The organism is Ignavibacteriales bacterium (assembly GCA_026390575.1).
GTDB lineage: Bacteria > Bacteroidota > Ignavibacteria > UBA10030 > UBA10030 > Fen-1298.
Window position 1 is genome coordinate 623627 of the sequence record JAPLFR010000016.1, and the last position, 22072, is coordinate 645698.

General features: G+C 43.2%; 18 protein-coding genes. 11 read left to right on the forward strand and 7 right to left on the reverse strand.

Annotated features, from left to right (window positions below; all coding sequences use genetic code 11):
• Positions 1-123: 123 nt before the first annotated feature.
• Positions 124-1857, forward strand: a complete 1734-nt coding sequence (locus NTX44_15575; GenBank protein MCX6123032.1) for a PAS domain S-box protein — start codon at positions 124-126, stop codon at positions 1855-1857.
• Here NTX44_15575 and NTX44_15580 read toward each other — a convergent pair.
• The 6 genes from NTX44_15580 to NTX44_15605 form a co-directional block, all read right to left on the reverse strand.
• Positions 1843-2733 (reverse strand): DMT family transporter, encoded by an 891-nt coding sequence (locus NTX44_15580; protein MCX6123033.1) that lies wholly within the window; start codon positions 2731-2733, stop codon positions 1843-1845. The two genes, NTX44_15575 and NTX44_15580, sit on opposite strands and share 15 nt — an antisense overlap.
• Before the next feature lie 152 nt (positions 2734-2885).
• Complete coding sequence (locus NTX44_15585) at positions 2886-3677, reverse strand: SDR family oxidoreductase (GenBank protein MCX6123034.1); 792 nt, start codon at positions 3675-3677, stop codon at positions 2886-2888.
• Positions 3678-3719: 42 nt separating this feature from the next.
• The gene (locus NTX44_15590) at positions 3720-5147 is read right to left on the reverse strand and encodes a M64 family metallo-endopeptidase (protein MCX6123035.1); all 1428 of its coding nucleotides are present in this window, start codon (positions 5145-5147) and stop codon (positions 3720-3722) included.
• A 66-nt stretch (positions 5148-5213) separates the two neighbouring features.
• Positions 5214-6470 (reverse strand): Nramp family divalent metal transporter, encoded by a 1257-nt coding sequence (locus NTX44_15595; protein ID MCX6123036.1) that lies wholly within the window; start codon positions 6468-6470, stop codon positions 5214-5216.
• A 1-nt stretch (position 6471) separates the two neighbouring features.
• Positions 6472-7773: a CBS domain-containing protein gene (locus NTX44_15600; protein ID MCX6123037.1), complete on the reverse strand. Its 1302-nt coding sequence runs from the start codon at positions 7771-7773 to the stop codon at positions 6472-6474.
• Between the two features lie 15 nt (positions 7774-7788).
• The gene (locus NTX44_15605) at positions 7789-8562 is read right to left on the reverse strand and encodes a class I SAM-dependent methyltransferase (GenBank protein ID MCX6123038.1); all 774 of its coding nucleotides are present in this window, start codon (positions 8560-8562) and stop codon (positions 7789-7791) included.
• Positions 8563-8812: 250 nt separating this feature from the next.
• Between NTX44_15605 and NTX44_15610 the strand changes: the two genes are divergently transcribed.
• From NTX44_15610 to NTX44_15625, 4 genes are read left to right on the forward strand one after another with little or no spacing between them, the layout of a single operon-like run.
• Positions 8813-9625, forward strand: a complete 813-nt coding sequence (locus NTX44_15610) for a sulfite exporter TauE/SafE family protein (protein ID MCX6123039.1) — start codon at positions 8813-8815, stop codon at positions 9623-9625.
• A 4-nt stretch (positions 9626-9629) separates the two neighbouring features.
• Positions 9630-10016, forward strand: a complete 387-nt coding sequence (locus NTX44_15615; GenBank protein ID MCX6123040.1) for a DUF1634 domain-containing protein — start codon at positions 9630-9632, stop codon at positions 10014-10016.
• A gap of 5 nt (positions 10017-10021) precedes the next feature.
• Entirely contained in the window at positions 10022-10843 is an 822-nt protein-coding gene (gene pyrF / locus NTX44_15620; protein MCX6123041.1) for an orotidine-5'-phosphate decarboxylase, read from the forward strand.
• A gap of 49 nt (positions 10844-10892) precedes the next feature.
• A complete protein-coding gene (locus tag NTX44_15625; protein MCX6123042.1) occupies positions 10893-12395 on the forward strand; it encodes a DUF2851 family protein in 1503 nt (500 codons plus the stop codon).
• Between the two features lie 103 nt (positions 12396-12498).
• Here the strand turns inward: NTX44_15625 and NTX44_15630 are convergent, their stop codons facing one another.
• On the reverse strand, positions 12499-14607 hold the full coding sequence (locus NTX44_15630; protein ID MCX6123043.1) for a glutamine synthetase III: 2109 nt from the start codon (positions 14605-14607) through the stop codon (positions 12499-12501).
• A gap of 482 nt (positions 14608-15089) precedes the next feature.
• Here NTX44_15630 and NTX44_15635 point away from each other — a divergent pair, with 482 nt between their 5' ends.
• The 6 genes from NTX44_15635 (at position 15090) to NTX44_15660 (ending at position 21892) form a co-directional block, all read left to right on the forward strand.
• On the forward strand, positions 15090-15506 hold the full coding sequence (locus tag NTX44_15635; GenBank protein ID MCX6123044.1) for a hypothetical protein: 417 nt from the start codon (positions 15090-15092) through the stop codon (positions 15504-15506).
• Positions 15507-16038: 532 nt separating this feature from the next.
• Positions 16039-17226, forward strand: coding sequence for an efflux RND transporter periplasmic adaptor subunit (locus tag NTX44_15640; protein MCX6123045.1), 1188 nt, complete (start codon positions 16039-16041; stop codon positions 17224-17226).
• Between the two features lie 108 nt (positions 17227-17334).
• Positions 17335-18009, forward strand: a complete 675-nt coding sequence (locus NTX44_15645; GenBank protein MCX6123046.1) for an ABC transporter ATP-binding protein — start codon at positions 17335-17337, stop codon at positions 18007-18009.
• A 9-nt stretch (positions 18010-18018) separates the two neighbouring features.
• Entirely contained in the window at positions 18019-19179 is a 1161-nt protein-coding gene (locus NTX44_15650) for an ABC transporter permease (GenBank protein MCX6123047.1), read from the forward strand.
• Between the two features lie 103 nt (positions 19180-19282).
• On the forward strand, positions 19283-20452 hold the full coding sequence (locus NTX44_15655) for an ABC transporter permease (GenBank protein ID MCX6123048.1): 1170 nt from the start codon (positions 19283-19285) through the stop codon (positions 20450-20452).
• 210 nt (positions 20453-20662) lie between these two features.
• A complete protein-coding gene (locus NTX44_15660; protein MCX6123049.1) occupies positions 20663-21892 on the forward strand; it encodes a DUF418 domain-containing protein in 1230 nt (409 codons plus the stop codon).
• Positions 21893-22072 lie beyond the last annotated feature (180 nt).

Here is a 22072-nt window from a genome sequence, read left to right on the forward strand (position 1 = left end):
TTGACAAATGTATATAAATTTAGTAATCTAAGATATTGTGCTTGTGCTCAGTTTCACGAGTGGCAAACACCTGGCTGGACAGTGGATTGCCCAATATGAGTCGTCAGGATTTCGGAGAACTTCATGAGATCGTTAGACCTGAAGACAAAAATGACCATCGGCGTATCCGCCGCCGTTATTCTCTCCTTGTCCATGGCTGCATATTTCGCGACCTCCTACTTCGAAAAGCAGTTGAAGGCCACCATCGTTAGGAATCAGTTCCTGATGGCCTCGGCGGTGGCAAGTGAGATCGATACGAAGCTGCTGATTGCAAGCCAGCAGCTTATCCTCGCTTCTCAGGAATTACCCTCCGCAGCGTTGCACGACCCAGAAGCAGCCCAGCGATTCCTCGATAGCAAAGCTTATCTCACAAGCTTTTTCAATAACCATTACACCCTCTTGTCTGCTGCTGGTAAATCCATTGCCGAAGCGCCTTTTACTCCAAATAGGCGAGGAAGGGATTATTCTTTTCGAGCCTATGTCAAAAAAACGCTCGAGACGCGGAAACCCATCATATCCGACCCCTATTTCTCCTCGCAGAAACATAACCATCCGGCGATTATGATGACTGCCCCGATCTTCAATAGCAAAGGCCTGATAATCAGCATCCTTGTGGGCAGCATCGACCTTATGGGCGACAACATCCTGGGAGACATCGCAAAGATCAAGATTGGGCAAACGGGGTATTTGTCACTCACCACAGCGGACCGAGTCATGATCATGCATCCCGATAAGAACAGGATCCTGAAGCCGATTCCTCTTGGGAATAGGATGTTCGACGCTGCTGTAGAAGGATTCGAGGGAACAGACGAGACGGTGACGACTGTCGGGATCCCCATGTTGACTTCCTTCAAGCGTATGACGGTGAACGACTGGATTATGCTCGCCAATTATCCGCAAGCCGAGGCGTATGCGTCGATCAGGCAGATGAGATTGTACCTCCTAGGAGCGAGTGCGGTAACCGTGACGTTCGTCTTTTTTATGATCTCATTCCTTATTCGGCGTTACACCGGACCACTCCTTTATCTCACTCGGCATGTCGCAGAGCTTTCCCACAAGCAGGGCGGGGACAAACTGATCCAACTCAAAGCGGACGACGAGATCGGGACGCTGTCCCGAGCTTTCAATACCATGGTCGCGGAATTGGACCAGCAGCAGAAGGCGCTCCAGGAATCGGAGGAGCTGTTCCGCACGCTCGCCGAAAAATCGCTGGTCGGCATTTATCTCATTCAGGATGGTGTCTTCCGCTATGTTAATCCCCGGTTCGCCAACATATTCAAGTACTCCGTCGATGAGCTTACGGACAGGCTCGGGCCCGGTGACCTCACTCATCCCGACGGCTGGCTAAGCACACATAATCAAATCCACTCGAGTATCAAGGGGAATGTCAAATCCACCCATTATTTCTACCGTGCAGTAACGAAGGCGCAAGAGATTATCGACATCGAAGTGTACGGATCGGCGACGATCTCCCGCGGCCAGCCTGCGATCATCGGGACGATCGTTGACATTACCGACCGCAAACGGGCAGAAGTTGAACGCGAACGACTTATCACGGAACTTCAGAGTACCCTTGCCGAGGTCAAGACATTGCGCGGACTGGTACCGATCTGCTCAAATTGCAAGAAGATCCGTGATGACAAAGGATATTGGACACAACTCGAAGGATATTTACAGGAACACTCACAAGCAAAATTTAGTCATGGTGTCTGTCCGGATTGTGCAGAAAAGTTATACGGAAAATATTATGCACAACTAAAGAAACAGCGGGAGAATACCGCTCCGCAAGCTCCTCCAACAGATTTACCGAAGGAATAAAATCCCAACTCCGGCGACAGCAACACAAGCTCCAGCAACAGCACGCCAGGAAAGTTTCTCGCGAAATAAAATCCATACCATTGGCAGCATGATAATTGGAACAAGCGCAATAATTGTAGCCGCGATGGCAACGTCGGTGAGTGAAATAGCGATGAGACTAAATGTCACTCCAAGATAAGGACCAAGAAACGAACCAAGCATTGTGAAACGAAATGCTTTACGATCATTTGAGAATACTTCTCTTGGTTTTGTAAATCGGCCCGCGAAGTAATTTAATGGCGCCAGAACCAATGTAGCAGCAAATGCACGTATAAATGTTGCAACAAATCCGTTGATTGGACCTTGTGCAAATGCGCTCTTTGCCAAAATCATCCCCCCTGCCTGTCCTAAAGCTCCCAATAATGCATACAACACTCCCGCCATAGATATAGGAATACGGTGCGATGACGATTCCTTGCGCTCTAACACAACCAGCGCAATACCGGCAAGTGTTATTATCATGCCAAATATTCCGGTGAGCGAAAGCGTTTCATTCAAGAAGAGGAATGCCATGAGTGCCGTCATCGCTGGAGCCGTCGACATCATAAGTGTGCTAATCCGGGCGTTGTTGTATTCGAAAGACTTGAAAAGGAAGGTATCACCGAAAACGAATCCGCCAAAACCACTCAGTGAAAGAAATAGTATTTGTATGGCAGATACATTTACCTGAATACCGAAAACAACGATAGTCACAAATAAAAAAACAACTGCTGCAACAAGCCGCACGACATTCACATACACAGAACCAACGCGTGTGGTTGCAGCCGCAAAAGCAAGCGCGCTTCCCGTCCACATCACAGCTGTTGCGAGAGCACTTAATTCACCGGCGTATGGCATGAGAGTAACAATTTCTTAAGTAGTGCTTGTTTAAAATGTTTATGTAAGGTAGGAAATTCTTCAGCGAAAAGCAGGTGACCACAAATCAATTGGGTTTGAAAATTCGTTGAATTTTTTTTCCAGCGGAAGGTGTGATTTACAAATAGTGTTTCTCAACCTCCTCTCTTTTGTTGGACTTTTTTTATCAGCCTCGCTGGAAGTGGTCTCGGTATAAATCGGACGAGTTGAGTTCCAAGCCAATTTTTCCACCCGGAAATAACAAGCGGTTTTCTTTTCATCAATCCTTTATACCCTTCAAGCGCAACTGTGTGTGAATCCATCGAGAGCAGATCGCCAAAGATTTTTTCATTTACAAAACCAGCTCTCTTTCCAAAGCCGGTAGCTGTCGGTCCGGGGCAAAATGCTGTAGCCGTTACACCTGTTCCCTTCAATTCTTCCGACAGTGCTTCTGAGAAACTTAACACATAAGCTTTTGATGCGTAGTATGTCGCCATCATCGGACCAGGTTGAAAGGCGGCTGTTGATGCCATGTTTAATATTTTTCCACGTCTTCGCTCGATCATTCCTGGCAAGAAAAGCCGCGTGAGATGTGTCAGTGCTGTGATGTTCACCTGAATCATTCCGAGGACATCTGTAAGTTCCATTTGGGAAAACTCGCCGCGCCACCCGAAGCCAGCATTGTTGACAAGCACATCAATGTTTCCACCTTCACTTTGAAGTACCTCAAAAATTTCTTCCGGCGTTGAAGAAATAGACAAATCTTTTGCGTAGTATTTTACCTGCACACCGTATGTTTGCTGCAGATCTTCTGCAATGTATTTAAGTTTGTCATGACTGCGCGCAACAAGGGCAAGATCATGACTTTCCCTTGCAAAAATTTTTGCAAGTTCCAATCCAATGCCGTTTGAGGCGCCGGTAATAAGTGCGATGGGATTTGTTTTCATTAACTTTTATTTTCTAACAATTGCTTTTTACTCGTTTACTTGCTACTTGATATACATTTCTATTATCCGTTCAATCGCTGCAGCGCAGACAGGATCAAAATCCACCGGGTTGAATGTAAACATCTTGCAGTCTATTGCAGGGCGATACATATCTTTTGACGTGTACCCCGAACCCTCAAACGCACCTACAATGCCAATCCATTTGGGATCTTTAAGAATTTCTTTTCCACTCTTCAACAATCCTTCACGCTTATCATAGTAATCGGAAGCAAGTCGGTCTAATTTACCCCGCAATATTTCTATACTATCGTACTTTGCTTTCTGCCAAGGTGTTGGAATCGGAGTATTCAATAACGTGATATTGCGCCATTTTAAATTTTCCTTTGAATTCGTGCGCGTCACGTTTGGTTCCCACGGTTCAACACCCTTCGGATAGAAATCAACATACGAAACTTGTGAGCTGTAATATTCATCCCCTAAGCCGCCAAAACAATGGCCAAACTCATGCACATAGACATAATCCATTTCCCATTCTTGACCAGCTTTTGCCGGTTTAGTAAAACATGTTGTGTAAAGATTAAAGATTCCACCACCGCCATAACGGTTGTCATTTACAAGAATTGTAATAAAATCATAAGGTGCTGTATCGGCAATATCACGCATTGCCCGATTCTCTTCCGTCAGCACATAGCGGGCAGAACCGAATGTGTTGTACATCGTACCAAGTGCCGTATGTTTCCAGACATTCTGATCGGGCATATCGATGCCGGAATCGTCTGAGATTACTTCCATCGCACGAACATTAAAATCGTTTTTATGCTTTTTGAACGGTTGATACGAGAAAAGCTGATCGGTAAAATGTCTTGCGTCCTTCCTAAATTTCTCCATGTCATTTTTTGCGTACCCATCACCAAGGATGAGAATGTCTACCTTCTTGTCGGTCGGACCATTGACCATCACATCAAACATTGCGAATTTACTTTCCTGTTTCTCACGATTTACAACGGTCGAATTGTTTGGATTAATAACGGTAGAGAAAACTTCTCTAAACGCCATCACTTCGCCGGCGCCAACAAATTTGTCGCGGCGATTAAAACTGACAATGACTTTTCGTTTTGGAAAAGGAAAGCGAACGGTTTCCTGAAATGTCCGCCATGTTCCGCTTATTGCCTCTTCCGTTGTTTGCCATTCACCAAACACCGTTGAATAACCGCGTGAATAAAGAAGCAGGTTGGTTTGAAGATCGCTCACCTTTACAAAACAATCACCAAGATTGAGCGTGTCGAGCAAATTCACTTTACTGCCGGGCCAGGTATTTTCTTCATACACCTTGTCTAAGGTAATTTGCTCTTGTCCTTTCGTCCCAATGTGATAGTAATCCACACGCATGGTGGCATTGGTAAAATTATTATCATAGCTCTGCGATAAGCACACTGAAATTGTGAAGAAAAGTAGGAACAGTGTTTTCATGTTTAAATTCCTATACAATAAGACAGTTGAGGCAATAAGCCGGATACATTGATATCGAACTTATTTCTATCCAACGCCTATGCCCGAGAAAAGCAGGAATGCACTAAGTATGATTAAGATTATCGTCGTTGTCCAACCGATTGTATTTTGCAGCCGGTTGTTGGTATATTCTTCCATGATTTCTTTATTGTTCACAATGATCATCATACAAACAAGCACCATGGGAAGCAGAATGGCATTCAGCACCTGCGTCCAAATAGTAATAGCAATGAGCGGGGCCCCCGGAATCAAAATAATGCCGGAACCGATGAGAATGATGATAGTAAAAAGCGAATAGAATTGTGGAGCTTCGCTAAATTTTTTGTCTATACCTGCTTCAAATCCGAAAGCTTCGCAGACATAGAATGCTGTTGCCAGTGGAAGAATCGCTGCGGAAAAAATCGATGCAACAAATAATCCGAATGCAAATAATTGACCAGCCAAAGCGCCGGCTAACGGCTGCAAGGCCATTGCTGCATCTGCTGCTTCGTTGATTTTAATACCGTTCACGTGAAGCGTCGCGGCACAGGCTACAATGATAAAGAACGCAACAACGACGGTAGCAATGCATCCGAGTACGACATCCCAAATTGTGTATTTATAATCGCTGATTTTTAGTCCTTTTTCAATTACAGCCGATTGCATGTAAAATTGCATCCATGGTGCAACGGTCGTGCCGATAATACCAAGAACGGTGGTGATATATTCACTATCGAATTGCACCGTTGGTGTAATCATTGCTTTGCCAATGACACTCCAGTCGGGACCTGCAATAACGGCTGAAACGACATACGAAAGGAGAAATACGCTGAAAAGGAGGAATACTCTTTCTGCAAATTTATAATTGCCTTTCAGCACAAGCACCCAAACCGCAATAGCTGCAAGCGGAACTGAAATATATTTGCTTACACCGAAGATATTCATACTGCCTGCAACACCTGCAAACTCTGTTGCAGTATTTCCCACATCGGCGACTAAAAGAAAAATAAACATATAGAACGTGATGCGCACGCCAAAGCTTTCGCGTATCAAATCCGCCAGTCCTTTACCGGTGACAATACCCATGCGCGCATTCATTTCCTGTACAGCCAAGAGCGCTATGAACGAAGGAATAAGTGTCCAGAGCAGTTTGTACCCGTACAGTGCACCTGCAACAGAGTACGTGGTAATTCCACCGGCATCGTTATCAACGCTGCCTGTGACGATTCCAGGTCCCAAGATGCTCATGAAGATTAAGAGCTGCCGCAGAGCAGGATTATCTTTGATTCGTTTGAAAAAACTCATGTCACACTGTTTCCTCTTCTTTAATTTCCGGGAACACTGATGCGAGAGCGTCGCGGAAAGATACAAGTCCTTGAAGTTTATCGTTGTCGTCTACAACAGGAATAGCTTCAAAATTATATTTGAAAAAGAGTTTTGCCACGCGACGAATACGCGTATCAATTTGCACCGAAACAGCCTGTTCAATCATAATATCGGCAATCAAGAGGTCTGCGTCACTCATAAGAAGATTTCGTAAACTCACTACGCCGAGAAGCCGTTCGTCATGATCAAGCACATACGCGTATCGATACATCTCAGACTTTTCACATTCAACAATAATACGTTTAAGAACCATCCCCGCGGTCTCTGTTGGTTTAGCGGTAACGAAGTCGGTGTTCATAATACTGCCGACGCTGTACATTGAAAGAGTAGAAAGCTCTTTTAATTCTGTTACTTTTTCCGGCGTCAGAAGTGTATACACCGCCTGGCGTTTCTGTGTATCGCATGCTTCCAGCAAATCCACTGCTTCGTCCATCTGCATTTCGTTGATGATCGGTGCAAGCCTGAGCGGCTCCATTGATTCAACAATTTGTAGACGATTCTTGAATTGCATTTCCTGAAGCGTTTGAGCAGCGGTAAAGTTGTCGAGTGACTCAATGAGAGCGATACGTTCGTCGGTTCCGAGATCTTCGAGAATATCTGCAAGATCGGCGGGATGAATCTCGGATAACTTCGATGCATCCGTCTTTAATTGTACTGACGCGTAGACAGAAGACGTGGCAGTAGGCTGTACATACTTCCATGAAACAAACTCATCTTTGATATCGCGGTCCGTTACCCAGCGGAAGGCGCCGTTTACCACGTGCAGAATTCCAATTCTGCGCAAAATTCCTTTCAAGCCGATGTCGATATGTACTACCCAGAGGTTGGTACTTTCTTTCGCCTTGTCTTCGATGAGCAATTGCAGATCGTTCACACGAACGATTTTATATCCTTCTGTCGAAATGATTTGCTTGTCTAAAAATGTTTTACAGATAAGAATTTCATTTTCTGCTGCTTTTACTTGCTGCTCACCACCATTTGCGGGGTACTCCACTGCAATGTGTTCTTTAAACACCATGCGTTTGACATTGCTCCATGGAATGTAGATTGGCTGTTTACCGCGATGTGTTCGCACCATGAGTCCTGTGACACGCGGATAAACCTGCATGGTCGTGGCAGCAAGGTCTACTAACTTACCGATTCGTTTGTTATCACTGATTCTTAGTACCGGTAAATTAACAAATTCGCTAAGATAGGAAAATTTTACTACCTCAAGAGCCATAAATAGTTTTCCACGTTATATTAACTTCTCTCGTACAATTTTTGCTATAATAAGCATTTCATAATCATTTGGTGTCAGCGGCATGGTACGGCTGAAATTTCCTACTTGGCATCCAAAAATTTCAATCGTTGAAAAATGAAGTGATTTCAACATCCACGTAATTTCTGATGGCATATAATAACGCTCATTGCATTGAAGGGTCAGCACCTGACCGTCATCGTCTGTAACTTCGAATCTAGAACTATCACGCAATGTCATTGCATTGAATACGTGTCCGCTGCTCGTTCCTTCAACGGTGTTTGAATTCAGAAATTCTTCAATAGAATGAGCCAGCGGAAAAAGTGCATTGAGTGTTGTCAAAATAAATGTACCGCCGGATTTCAATGCTCTCGCCGCTCCTTGCAAGATAGCAAAGTTCATCTCGTCGGTTTCCATCAATGGAAATCCACCTTCACACAACATAATGGCAACATCAAATTCATGGGAGAGCTTGAGATCTCGTGCATCTGTATGAATAAACTCCACAACGGTCTGTGCTTCTAATGCTTTCTCTCGAGCTCGTCTCAGCTGGGATTCGGAAAAATCGATTCCGGTAACTTTGTATCCGCGTTTCGCTAATTCTATAGAATGTCTTCCCGTACCGCAGCCGATATCCAGAATCCGTTTTGTCCGATCACCGTGAAGTTCTCCTTCAATAAAATCAACTTCTTGAATAGTCCCCTGTGTGAACGTCTCTTTGTCATAGGTTCGGGCATAATTCTGAAATAATATTTCGTACCATTGTTTCATGTCATAAACTCCCGAATTTCCATGAAGAATTTGCATTGTCCGATGTTTAAACTAAAAGAGTTTATCATCTCCGATTAAAATAAGAATTCTTTTTTAGAAATAAACACTTAATCACGAAAAATATTCCTTTTTTCTTTAACTCATAGACTGATTCCCGAACACCGACAACACACTGCTTACTCATTTGAAACTCATCTTTCTTTTTCGTACCATCGAAGTGTCTGACACACACGTACTGCAGGAAATTCTCTTGTCAATACTCTCTTTTATTTTTCTTTTCGCTGGTGGATTCATTGCCGGCACTTTTGGCGCACTGCTCGGACTCGGCGGCGGGGTGCTGCTTATTCCATTTCTGGTGATGGTTCTCAATATTCCGATGCACCAAGCGATTGCGACCAGTATTATTGCTGTTATTGCCACATCGAGCGCTGGCGCCGCAATGAACCTTGAACGCCGCACAGTTCATATGCGGCTCGGAATGCTTCTGGAAATCGCTACGGTCACCGGTGCAATACTTGGAGGGATTACAGCAAACTATTTAAGCGCAACCATCCTTGCAAAACTCTTTTCAGGATTACTATTTTTCGTTGCAATCATAATGCTTTGGCGGATACGTCAACATAACGGCCAAGAGATACTCCATACCGATGGTATTCTTCCCGGTACTTTTACCGATGATGCCACTGGGACGACTGTCCATTATACGGTAAAGAAAGTGCCTGTTGCGATGCTGATTTCGCTCGTTGCAGGTAATGTTTCTGGTTTGCTTGGCGTTGGCGGAGGGATTTTCAAAGTACCTGCGATGCATATTCTTTCCGGTATTCCAATGAAAGCAGCAACAGCCACAAGCAATTTTATGATTGGCGTGACCGCAGCAGCTAGTGCGTTCATTTATTTTGCACATGGACATCTAAATCCATTTGTCGCTTCTACAGCTGCACTTGGTGTCCTTGCCGGTTCTATGACAGGTGTGCGCATAAGCCGTAAAATTCAAAGCAAAGTACTGACATGGGTATTTGCGCTAGCTTTGTTGGGGATTTCTATTCAATTATATTTAAGATAGAGATATGCCAGACATTAATTTCATATCAAACGATTCACATCACGCTGCTGAACGCTGGACAAGCCGCGTTCTTCGGCTTGGTGTTTGGGTGAGCGCTAGTTTAATGATTTTTGGATTGCTCCTTGCAACAATTTCTCCATCGTTAATCGTTCCCCTTTCCACAAATCCTTCGTTGAGCAATTTGGCGGAGCAGATGTTTTCTAATACATTTGATCCGGTAACTGTAATGTTTGCCGGGCTTGTGTTACTTATGTTTACGCCAATTCTTCGCGTCATCACTGCAGTTTTCGGTTTCGCCGTCGAACGAGATTGGCGCTTTGTGTTTGTCTCATCCATTGTTCTTTTGATGTTGATAGGAGAAATTGTATATTCAATTTTTTTGAAAGGTTAAAATCGATGTCGTTTACACAGCGTCTGCGCGAAGTTCAAATTAATCAAAATTCTCTTTTATGCATCGGTCTTGATGTAGATGAGAATAAAATTCCAGCGCATATACAATCTATGAGGAATCCTGTGCTGGAGTTCAATCGCCGGATTATTGAAGCGACACATGACCTCGTCTGCGCATATAAGCCGAATCTTGCCTTCTACGAAGCGACGGGTGAAAGTGGAATTACTGCGTTGCGAGAGACCCTGAAGATCATTCCTAAATCTGTTCTTACTATCGGTGATGGAAAGCGTGGTGATATTGGAAATACAGCAGAGCGATATGCTCAATCGCTTTTTAGTGATTTCGGCTTTGATTCGGCGACAGTAAATCCGTACATGGGGTTTGATTCTATTGCACCTTTTCTCGCGGATCCAGAAAAAGGAGTTTTTATTCTTGCGCTTACTTCCAATGCTGGTTCTAAGGATTTCCAGCGTTTAAAAGTTGGAACGAAACCATTATATGAAAAAGTAGTATACCGTGTAAAGAAATGGGACAAGTATCAGAACATCGGTCTCGTTGTTGGTGCCACACATCCGAAAGAATTGCGATGCATACGTAAGATTGTTCCAAATATGCCGCTTCTCATCCCTGGTGTTGGTAAGCAGGGCGGCGATTTGAAATCGGCAATTCGTAACGGCTGCGACAAACACGGACAGCTTGCCGTCATCAACGCAAGCCGCAGTATCATCTTTGCATCATCAGGAATAGATTTTGCGGAAGCGGCACGATCAGAAGCAAAGAAGATGGTGGAAGAAATGAGAAAGTACGTTGAACAATTAAATAATTGAGTCGTTGAGTATTTGTCCGATTGGGTAATGCAACTCAGGGAGGTGTATTATGAACCGTCGCACACACAATATCCACGAGCGGTTCCTTCGTCACATCTGGAGCAAACAGTATCTTACCGCCGCTCTGCAGACGGCAGACGGCAAAACCCTAAAAGTTTTCGACGTCGGTCAATTAAATTCCGACGGTGGACCAGATTTTTTCAACGCAAAAATAAAAATCGCTGGTGTGACGTACGTGGGTGATGTTGAGATTCACCGTACAGTGTTCGAGTGGCTTCAGCATCAACATCAAGAAGATCCACGCTACAATAAAGTCATCCTCCACGTTGTTCTGGAAACCACCAGCGACGCTCCTCCAACACTTGCCCACAGCGGCAGGCGGATTCCCATCCTTGTGCTCGGTCAGTTTCTTTCAGATTCCATCCAGAGCATATGGCACAAAGCTATTCTCGACGAACGCGCAAAGAAGTCAGAAACAATTCAATGCTTCGGCAAGAACCATGTCTTGACATCCGATGCGATCGATCATTGGCTTACAAAGTTAGCTATTGCACGGCTTGAATTAAAGCTTCGCCGGTTTGAGGAACGATTGAAACAGCTTGCACGCGAACGCCGCATGACGTTGCGCGAATGGCAGCGCCCGTACGGTGAACTGCCGGTGGAGGGTGAACACGATGAAATTCCGCCGCCAATTCTTGAGTTGACACAAAAAGATTTTTCTAACAAAGAATTATGGGAACAAGTTCTTTACGAAGGTGTGATGGAGGGACTTGGCTACAGTAAGAATCGGGAACCCTTTTTGCGGTTAGCTGAAAATATGACATTAAAAATCATTGCAAATTTCGGAATGTCCCTTACTCATTCTACCATAGAATCACTGTTGTTCAGCACGGCCAAGTTGCTGCCTAAAAGTAAAAGTATTACGGAGAAAGAAGCTCGACAGTATGTACATGAATTACGCAAGAAGTGGAAAGAACTACGTCCGCAGTATCACGGTGAAATTCTTAACGCTGCTGATTGGCAATTCTTCCCAACACGTCCTACAAACTTTCCGACAATCCGGCTTGCCGCCGCAAGTGTACTGATCAGAAAATTTTTAGTAAATGATTTCTTCCGCTGTATCATCCAGATGCTAAAAGCCAATAGTTCCGCTGCGGAAAAGGAGTGCAAACTGGTTCAACTCTTCAGCATTGAAACAAACGACTTCTGGAGACATCATTACAGCTTTGATACGACGGCTTCAAATAATGTTACAGCGCTCGGCGCACCGCGTATCCGCGAAATCATCATTAATGCTGTTCTGCCAATCGCGATGTTGTATGCGCGCATTTTTAAAGATAAAGCTGTCCGCGAAGGTGCGCTTGATGTGTACAAAGCTCTTCCTGTATCCGAGAACAACGCCATTACTCGGTTGATGGAAAAACAGTTGCTAAAAGGAAGACTGCCGTTGAAAAATGTAAGTCGCCAACAAGCTGTGATTCAACTCTATAAGTTTTACTGTGCCGAGAGGCTGTGTTCTGATTGTGAACTCGGGGCGGTTCTAGTGCATTAGACTTCCGTTTCTCTTCTGTTTTCACACTATTTTTGTCAGTACAAACAAAGCCCGCATTTAAAATACGAATGCGGGCTTTTTGGTTTACACATAAAAAAGAACATTAGATATTGAAGAGCAAATCAGCATACGTCGGTAACTGCCAGATATCTGCGTCCACCATCGTTTCTAACATGTCACCGTCAACGCGTAATTTTCCCATCGCGACAAAAACAACATCACGATAATATTGTGCTTGTTTCAAGGCGTTGTTATCATGTTTCAATTTACTAAGCGCTGATTCAAGTACTTCGATATTTTTACCAAAGGAATCGATAGTTGTGGTCAACTCCGATAATAATTTTTCTGCAGATTTCGATTTTGCAGAAACGCTTTTCATTGAAGCGATTGTTGATGCAATCTTGCCAGCAAACGTAAGAGATGCCGGCAATATTTGACGTTTTGCTATTTCCAACATTGTCAATGCTTCAATATTGACAGTCTTTGTATAGTTTTCGAGAGAGATTTCATAGCGTGAATGCAATTCCTCTTTACTCAGGACAGAATGCTTTTCATGCACCTTTATAGATTTTTCGCTGATGAACACCGGAATAGCGGCAACTGTTGAGGTGATATTTGGCAAGCCGCGTTTTTCCGCTTCTTTTACCCATTCGTCTGTATAATTGTTGCCGTTGAAAATGATTCGTTTGTGTTTCTTTACAATCTCGGTTACAATAGTTTGAACCTCTGCGTCGATATCTTTTGCTTTCTCTATCCGGGTCGCAATGCGCGATAAGATTTCAGCAACAATCGTATTTAACGTGGTATTCGGCCCGGCAATTGAAGCTGAGGATCCTACCATACGGAATTCGAATTTATTACCGGTGAAGGCAAATGGCGATGTTCGATTTCGATCAGTGGAATCTTTCGGTAATGCTGGCAATGTGTTAACACCTAACTTCAATTCGCCGCCAGCTTTGGAGGTTTTCGCGCCCCCATTTTCGATCTGCTTCAAAATATCCGTCAGCTGTTCTCCAAGGAAAATGGAAATAATAGCTGGTGGCGCTTCATTTGCTCCAAGCCGATGATCGTTACCCGGGTTTGCGGTAGAAACACGCAATAGATCAGCATATTCATCCACAGCTTGTATAACCGCGGTAAGGAATAAAAGAAATTGTTCGTTTTCGTGTGGTGTCTTTCCGGGATCAAGCAAATTCTGTCCATCATCAGTGCTCATTGACCAGTTATTGTGTTTACCCGAACCATTGATACCTGCAAACGGTTTTTCATGAAGCAAGCAAACCAATCCTTGACGATTTGCAATCTTCTTCAAAGTTTCCATCACAAGTTGGTTGTGATCGGTTGCTATGTTTGTTGTGCTGTATATAGGAGCAAGTTCATGCTGAGCCGGTGCGACTTCGTTATGTTTTGTCTTTGCCAGCACACCGAGTTTCCAAAGTTCCTGATCTACTTCTGCCATGAATGACGCAATTCGTTCCTTCAAATTGCCAAAGTAATGATCTTCCAACTCTTGACCTTTCGCTGGCTTTGCACCGAACAGTGTGCGTCCCGTAAGAATGAGATCTTTCCTTTTTTCATATGTTTTTTTATCGATGATAAAATATTCTTGTTCGGGTCCAACCATTGCAACAACTCGAGTCGCGGTAGCATTGCCTAACAATCGGAGAACTCGAATCGCCTGTTTTGAAAGGGCTTCCATTGATCTGAGAAGCGGTGTTTTTTTATCGAGTGCCTCACCCGTGTAAGAACAAAATGCCGTTGGAATGCAGAGCGTGTTGTCTTTAAAGAATGCCGATGACGTACAGTCCCATGCGGTATAACCGCGGGCTTCAAATGTTGAACGCAATCCTCCGGATGGGAACGAGGAAGCATCCGGCTCGCCTTTAATCAATTCCTTACCGGAAAATTCCATAATGATACGTCCATCACTGGCTGGGGAAATAAAGGAATCATGCTTCTCAGCTGTCATTCCGGTCATTGGTTGAAACCAATGCGTAAAGTGTGTTGCACCTTTTTCTATCGCCCAATCTTTCATAGCATTGGCCACGATATCAGCAACCTCTGGCGCAAGTGGCAAACCCTCATCAATAGTTTTTCTCAGCATCTTATAAATATTTTTTGGCAACCGTGCCCGCATAACAACATCGCTAAAGACGTTGCATGCAAAAGTGTTTTCCAATGATTCTTTCAGCATCAATGATTCCCTTTCCATGTTTCGACATTGCTCCTGATTATTAGATATACATTATTTTATTAAGGTCTACTTAATAATAACATAAATAATTAATGTAATCAAGTGTTTTTACAGATTATTTATTGTTAATATAATGATGGGCAAATCTCTCCAAATATTGATGGTTTTTTAAATAACGCTGGGCTTTTACAGCTTTGCATTGAATTGTTTAACTGGGTGGGTTTTGATCCAATATTGGAGGATCAGGTTGTTCTAGAACGACGGGAAATCATTACAACCCGATAGGGTTGCACCGCCCAGGAGGATGTCAGCCTCCTGCACCATACACCTCTTATCTTCTACAACTTGCCAATTCCTAATAAGATCGCTACCTTTGCAATGACACATAATTCTGGGCAAGGTAGTTTTTTACTTACCCTCCGGTGTTGATATTCCGTGTCACATCATGCATTATAACTCATTAAGAAAATTTTTCTTCGTTCAAGATCGTAGGAGTTATCATGAAATATTTCATCGTTGCATTTTTGCTTTGTAGTGCCGGGTCGCTTTATGCTCAAAATCCTGATGGTCATAACGCCTCCCTTCACATCACTCCATCATGGCTCTGGGGAACTGCAGACTATGACCGTTATGCTCCATTATTCGTGCCTTCAACTCAAGTCACGGATTCCTATTTTACCACTGTACGGGATACAGGAGCGACACGGTATCCGGCAGCATTCGGTCTCGATGTGATGCTCAAGATTCCAACGACCTCTTACCTAACCGTGAGCGTCGCGTATTCATATTCCCAGTTGTTCGAAGAAATTTATACGCCGCTCAATGTGAACAATGCATTTTATTATTGGTCACTCAAAGGATCTCGTCATAAGATTAGCATGACTGCAAGTATCTATAATCTTTTCTCGATCTATTAAAGATCTTCGACGGAAGTGATTCTTTTTATCCCTCGAAAAAGAAACGCATAATCGCTTTGATTGATCTGTCCGGTTTCATTGAATTTCACATGCTCTGTTGAGATAAGGTTGTTGATTGTGACCGGAGTCCAATTTGATGTGTTCGATGTTCTAAGTAGAAATGGACTTGATCCTACGAATCAAGAGAGACTGGAATGATTTCGTCAGACTGATGTCATACATATAGTAAACAAAATCCGGTACTGCAGAATTAGAATCTGCTTATTTTTCTTACCAATAAACCTGCTCCATAAGACGAAATCCTCATTGGAGACGCTACTCGCCGACTCCCCTCCGTTATCTGCCGAAATTATTGTAGTTTTTCTGTGTTTTTCGTATACGTTGAGATGGTAAAATTGAAAAAGCTTTAAAGAAGAAATAAATGTATTTTACTATTACTGAACTTTCCGTGTAACTGCAACTTTTATGGCACAAAGTTCGTTTTAGGTGACAATACCCAAGGTATCTGAATTCAACCCCGAAGAAGCACTTTATGGAAACAAAAAACATCGATCTTTCAGCACTTCGCATTCATCGTTCACAAGGCGTACAGGATGGACCACCCAAAAAAACTGGAATGTTTATAGGAATTGCTGCGACAATAATTATTCTTGTTGCCGGCACATTTTATCTTTCCCAGAAAATATTTTCCCCTGTTATAGAAGTAAAACTTGTAACAGCGGCTTGGACGTCTCCGTCACAATCAAATGCAGTGCTCACGGCAAGCGGCTATGTTGTCGCGCAGCGCAAAGCTGCCGTCGCATCCAAGGGGACGGGACGGCTGGTATTTCTTGGGGTTGTGGAGGGGGATCGTGTGAAGAAGGATCAAATTATTGCGCGCCTGGAAGATTCCGACATTCGTGCTTTGCTCGAACAGTCACGTGCAAATCTCCGGTTGAACGAAGCGGATTTGAAAGATGCACAGCGATCTCTTGCGCGTCAGAAATCTCTTCTGGAAAAAGGATTGACGACACAAGCGGAATATGATGCTGCAGATGCACGTCAACAGCGCGTTGCTGCCTCGATTGAGGTAGCAAAAGCGATGGTAACCGGTGCGGAAGTGTCGTTGGAAAACACTCTTATTCGAGCACCGTTTAATGGAACCGTGCTCGCTAAAAATGCAGATATCGGTGAAATGGTTGTACCAATGGCGGCAAGTGTGGGCTCGAAATCTGCGGTTGTAACGATTGCCGATATGACATCTTTGCAAGTAGAAGCCGATGTTTCTGAATCAAATATCGAGAATGTGAACAATAATCAACCATGCGAAATAACGCTTGATGCGTACCCGGGATTGCGCTATGAAGGACTTGTTGCAAAAATTGTTCCGACTGCCGACCGTTCAAAAGCAACCGTTATGGTGAAAGTGGCATTTAGAAATTATGATAGCCGCGTGTTGCCGGAAATGGGTGCAAAAGTTTTATTCCTTACAAAACAGGCAGAAAAAAACGAAATGCAAGAAAAGCCATTTTTATCCATTCCCTCAACTGCTGTTACGGAACGAGACGGAAAGAAAATTGTGTACACTATGAACGATAACACTGCAACGTCCGTTGTTGTCACGATCGGCCGTCACTTAGGCACATCGACAGAAATACTGAGCGGCCTCACACCAGGAGAAAAAGTTATCGACAATATCAATGCCGCCATTGTTGAAGGTGTGAAAGTAAAAATACAATAATGCAGAAGATGGAATGTGATACATTTAGTTATGTATAAGAAAGATTTTATGCAGTACATTTTTTTATGATTACTATATCCTGAATTCTCAATATTAAAGGATTCCATTATGGCAAATACCGTCATACAGGTTCAAAATGTTTCAAAATCATATTGGCGGGATAGTTTTGAAGTTCCTGTTCTAAATGATATCACTATAGAAGTGAATGAAGGGGAGTTTTTCGGATTGATGGGTCCATCCGGATCCGGAAAAACAACATTGCTCAATCTCATTGCGGGCATCGATCGTCCAAGCAAAGGGAATATTATTGTCGGCGGTATCGATATCGCAAAACTCAACGAGTCGGCGCTGGCAAAATGGAGATCGCAGCATATCGGGTTTGTATTTCAATTTTATAATCTTCTTCCGGTACTCACGGCATTTGAAAATGTCGAGCTTCCGCTTCTTTTAACATCATTATCAAAAGCTGAACGCAAAAAGCATGTCGATCTTGCACTCGATGTCGTCGGCCTCGGCGACAGGACTCGGCATTATCCTAAACAACTTTCGGGCGGACAAGAACAGCGTGTGGCTATTGCCCGTGCCATCGTGACCGATCCTACATTGCTGGTTGCCGATGAACCGACTGGTGATCTTGATAAACACTCGGCCGAAGAGATTATGACTTTACTCGAGCGTTTGAATAAAGAATATAAAAAAACCATCGTGATGGTGACGCATGACCCGCGCGCAGTGGAAAAGGCCACAGTTGTTCATCACCTCGACAAAGGCGAATTGTCTTAAGGAGTTCGTATGCGAGTACTTAAACTTATTTTTAAAAATGCATTACGTCATAAACTCCGGACGTCGCTTACCATCCTTGGTATGGCGATTGCTGTGATGGCTTTCGGCGTTTTGCGCACCGTTGTGGATATGTATTATGAGGGATTGGAGGCAACCGCCGCGAATCGCCTCATAACGCGGCATTCAGTCTCGTTCGTTTTCCCGCTTCCTTATTCATACCGGGACAAGATAGCAAAAATTCCAGGTGTCGAAACAGTATCTTTTGCTAATTGGTTCGGGGGGACGTATAAAGATAAAAATAATTTTTTCGCACGTATGGGCGTTGATCCCGAAACAATTTTCGATGTATATCCTGAATACCTTATTAGCGCAAAAGAACTTGAAACATTCAAACAGGAACGCAACTCGTGTATTGTTGGCTCGACAATTGCAAAACAATACGGCTTTAAGATCGGCGATATTATTCCCATTGATGGCGACATTTATCCGGGCAAATGGGAGTTTGTTGTCCGCGGCATTTATAAACCGCGAGATAAATCGACCGATGGAACGCAAATGTTTTTTCACTGGTCATCGATCGATGAACGTATGAAAGTGGAAATGCCAGGACGAGCGGGAAACGTTGGCTGGTATATTATTAAAATTAAGGATCCGGCACAAGCCGCAGCTATTTCGGAACAAGTTGATACACCTTTTAAAAATTCTTCGAATTCAACCAAAACAGAAACAGAACGTGCATTTACACAGGGTTTTATTTCGGGGTTCAGCTCGCTGCTTAATGCGATGAACGCTGTTTCTTACATTATTATTGGCATTATTATGCTCGTACTCGGCAATACAATGATCATGTCTGCACGCGAGCGAACATGCGAATATGCGGTACTGAAGACGCTCGGATTTTCCGGCGGACATTTATTCGGACTTATTTTCGGCGAATCATTGTTTATCTCAGCACTCGGCGCGGGTGCAGGAGTGTTGCTCACTTACCCGGTCGTTGCCGGCATTGAAGCGGTTGTACCCAAAGGATTCTTTCCGTACTTTTTCATAACTCCTTCAACGCTTATTATTGCCGCGAGCGCTGCATTGCTTATCGGTGTTGCTGCTTCGATCTTTCCGATCCAGCGTGCATTAAGAACAAAGATTGTTGATGGTTTAAGGTTTGCGGGATAAGGGAGTCGATTAATAATAATCAATCGCCAATAAATAAAATCATAGTTCTTATAAAAGATTGTTTTTAGTTTGATGAAGCTAGTGTTTTTGAAAGGTCTTTTTTATGAAAATTCCCTTGAAATATACATTACGCAATTTTAAATCGCGCAGGCTTACGACAGCAATTACTGTTACAGGTATTGCACTTGTTGTTTTTGTGTTCGCCGCGGTTCTTATGCTTGCGCATGGTATTCAGAAAACTCTCGTTGCAACAGGTATGCCGGACAACGTTATCGTGGCACGTAAATCAGCAAACGGAGAAATCTCCAGTATTATTGTCCGTAACGATTATAATATCATGCTTACGCTTCCGCATATTGCAAAACAAGCTGACGGCAAACCTCTGGCATCCGGTGAAACAGTTGTTATCATCAACTTACCGAAAAAGACAGGCGGGTTAAGCAACGTAACTGTGCGCGGCGTTGCACAAGAAGCGTTCCTCCTGCGCCCACAAGTACACATTGTAGAAGGCAGAATGTTTAAAGCAGGAGCGCGTGAAGTTGTCGCCGGTTCAGCAATAGTAAAAAATTTTACCGATACAAAAATCGGTTCTATGGTAACTTTCGGTGGTAATCAATGGACAATTGTTGGGAAATCTGATGCTGGCGGAAGCGGGTTTGATTCAGAGATGTGGGGCGACAATGATCAGCTGCAGGATGCCTTTAACCGCCAGGGCGGTTACTCAACAATGACGTTTAAACTTGATCAGCCTGATGCGTTTAATGCCTTCAAGGCAGCATTTGATGCCGAGCCGCGGCTGCAGCAATTCGAGCCAAAGATTGAAAAGAAATTTTTTGAGGAGCAATCGGAGGCAATGGCGACATTTATCCGCATCCTCGGTATTTTCATCACAGTTGTTTTTTCATTCGGTGCAACCATCGGCGCGATGATTACGATGTACGCCGCCGTCGCAAACCGTACGGTGGAAGTAGGAACATTACGCGCGCTCGGATTCAGGCGCCGCAGTGTGCTGTCGGCATTTTTAATCGAATCGCTTTCCCTTGCATTGATTGGCGGTGTGATCGGATTATTCTTGGCATCATTCCTGCAATTCTTTTCCATCTCGACATTGAATTACCAATCTTTTTCTGAGCTGCAATTTTCGTTTGCGCTGTCGCCTTCCATTGCTTTTACATCACTTCTCTTTTCGCTTTTTATGGGATTTGCCGGCGGCTTTTTACCTGCCGTGCGGGCGGCGCGATTAAATATTGTCAATGCGTTGCGTTCAGCTTAAATTCTAGATAAGCTATTTTCGCATAGTCAGATGGAGCCCATCTTCAAAGATGGGCTCCATCTACAAAGACCATGCGGAGGATTCTATTCTGCCATAATTCTCTCTTTGAAGAAACCCCGGTTCTCTGTCTTTTCATGAAAAGTTTTTATTAATACTCTTGAGATTAGATAGAAAACTCGGTACTGTTTTGTTTAGAGTAGTGACTCTTCTATGGTAGACAAAGAAAATTATATAAAAAATATGAATGTTGATAATCAAAGTGCCAATAAAACTAAGACTTCAATTGAATCACGTATTCATGTCGTTGATGCGTTGCGTGGTTTTGCTATTGTATCGATCATGTTTTTACACAATATCGAACATTTCGATTTCTATTACTCTCCAACGAATCTTCCTGCTTGGATGGTTCGTTTAGATAAAGGTATTTGGGACAGCTTATTTTTTCTGTTTGGCGGAAAATCATATGCTATTTTCGCTCTACTTTTTGGTCTGACGTTTTTCATTCAATCAAATAATCAAGAGAAAAGAGGCAAAGATTTTAGGGGACGATTTGCTTGGAGGTTAGTTCTTTTGCTTGCTTTTGGTCTCATCAATTCTGCGTTCTACGAAGGGGATATTCTTACTATTTATGCAGTTATTGGTTTCGTGTTGATCCCTGTCGCCACGCTGGGAAATAGTACTGTATTTTGGATTGCATTTTTATTGATGCTTCAGCCTTATGAGTGGATCAACTTTTTAAATGGATTACAAAATCCCGATTTAAAAATGGTCGATCCTGTATCATGGTCATACTTTGGTAAGATTGGTGAATACATCACCGGCAATTCATTACTAAAAACATGGATTGGTAATTTGACTACAGGAAAAATAGGGGTATTAATCTGGAATTGGGAAAATGGACGGGTTTTTCAAACGGCATCATTATTTATGTTCGGTATGTTGGCCGGCCGCAAAGCTCTTTTCGTAATGTCTGCCGAATCTAAACGGTTTTGGGTTAAAACACTGATCATTGCATTTATATTGTTCATCCCATTGTTTATTGCTAAAAACGGCATTGGTCATTGGGTGAATAGCGTAGCAATTCACCGTCCATTAATAACCATCATATCTTCTTGGTCAAATATGGCTTTTATGTTGGTATTAGTATCGGGTTTCGTTTTGCTTTTTCAAACCAGATTTTTTCATCGATTTTTAAATGTCTTTTCATCTTTTGGGCGTATGAGTTTGTCAAACTATATCATGCAATCTATCATTGGTTCATTTATTTACTATGGTTTTGGATTGGGTTTATACCAATACACTGGCGCAACATTTTGTTTACTTATCGGTATTGTGTTGGCCGTGCTGCAGGGATGTTTTAGTTCATGGTGGTTTAAACACCGCACGAAAGGACCACTCGAAACCATTTGGCATAATGTAACATGGGTTGGTTCAAAGTAAAACAAATCACTTTTTTCTCTTTGTGTGTTATGTAAACCAAATGTTGAATACATACGGTGTACAACAAGCAGTCATGCACCACAAGAATGTTAGCGGTAACTCAAGTGCAGCGCGATTGAATGTTGTCGGGGCAATAAGCGTAAGCTCTAGAAGAATAACCTTTATTCGATATAGATAAGT

Excerpts from the sequence above, each read along its gene's own strand:
- NTX44_15650 (MCX6123047.1), top strand. The coding sequence starts at position 18,019 with ATGCGAGTACTTAAACTTATTTTTAAAAATGCATTACGTCATAAACTC.
- NTX44_15575 (MCX6123032.1), top strand. The coding sequence starts at position 124 with ATGAGATCGTTAGACCTGAAGACAAAAATGACCATCGGCGTATCCGCC.
- NTX44_15605 (MCX6123038.1), bottom strand. The coding sequence starts at position 8,562 with ATGAAACAATGGTACGAAATATTATTTCAGAATTATGCCCGAACCTAT.
- pyrF (MCX6123041.1), top strand. The coding sequence starts at position 10,022 with ATGTCGTTTACACAGCGTCTGCGCGAAGTTCAAATTAATCAAAATTCT.
- NTX44_15600 (MCX6123037.1), bottom strand. The coding sequence starts at position 7,773 with ATGGCTCTTGAGGTAGTAAAATTTTCCTATCTTAGCGAATTTGTTAAT.
- NTX44_15625 (MCX6123042.1), top strand. The coding sequence starts at position 10,893 with ATGAACCGTCGCACACACAATATCCACGAGCGGTTCCTTCGTCACATC.
- NTX44_15615 (MCX6123040.1), top strand. The coding sequence starts at position 9,630 with ATGCCAGACATTAATTTCATATCAAACGATTCACATCACGCTGCTGAA.
- NTX44_15595 (MCX6123036.1), bottom strand. The coding sequence starts at position 6,470 with ATGAGTTTTTTCAAACGAATCAAAGATAATCCTGCTCTGCGGCAGCTC.
- NTX44_15640 (MCX6123045.1), top strand. The coding sequence starts at position 16,039 with ATGGAAACAAAAAACATCGATCTTTCAGCACTTCGCATTCATCGTTCA.
- NTX44_15630 (MCX6123043.1), bottom strand. The coding sequence starts at position 14,607 with ATGGAAAGGGAATCATTGATGCTGAAAGAATCATTGGAAAACACTTTT.
- NTX44_15590 (MCX6123035.1), bottom strand. The coding sequence starts at position 5,147 with ATGAAAACACTGTTCCTACTTTTCTTCACAATTTCAGTGTGCTTATCG.
- NTX44_15635 (MCX6123044.1), top strand. The coding sequence starts at position 15,090 with ATGAAATATTTCATCGTTGCATTTTTGCTTTGTAGTGCCGGGTCGCTT.
- NTX44_15655 (MCX6123048.1), top strand. The coding sequence starts at position 19,283 with ATGAAAATTCCCTTGAAATATACATTACGCAATTTTAAATCGCGCAGG.
- NTX44_15660 (MCX6123049.1), top strand. The coding sequence starts at position 20,663 with ATGGTAGACAAAGAAAATTATATAAAAAATATGAATGTTGATAATCAA.
- NTX44_15645 (MCX6123046.1), top strand. The coding sequence starts at position 17,335 with ATGGCAAATACCGTCATACAGGTTCAAAATGTTTCAAAATCATATTGG.
- NTX44_15580 (MCX6123033.1), bottom strand. The coding sequence starts at position 2,733 with ATGCCATACGCCGGTGAATTAAGTGCTCTCGCAACAGCTGTGATGTGG.
- NTX44_15585 (MCX6123034.1), bottom strand. The coding sequence starts at position 3,677 with ATGAAAACAAATCCCATCGCACTTATTACCGGCGCCTCAAACGGCATT.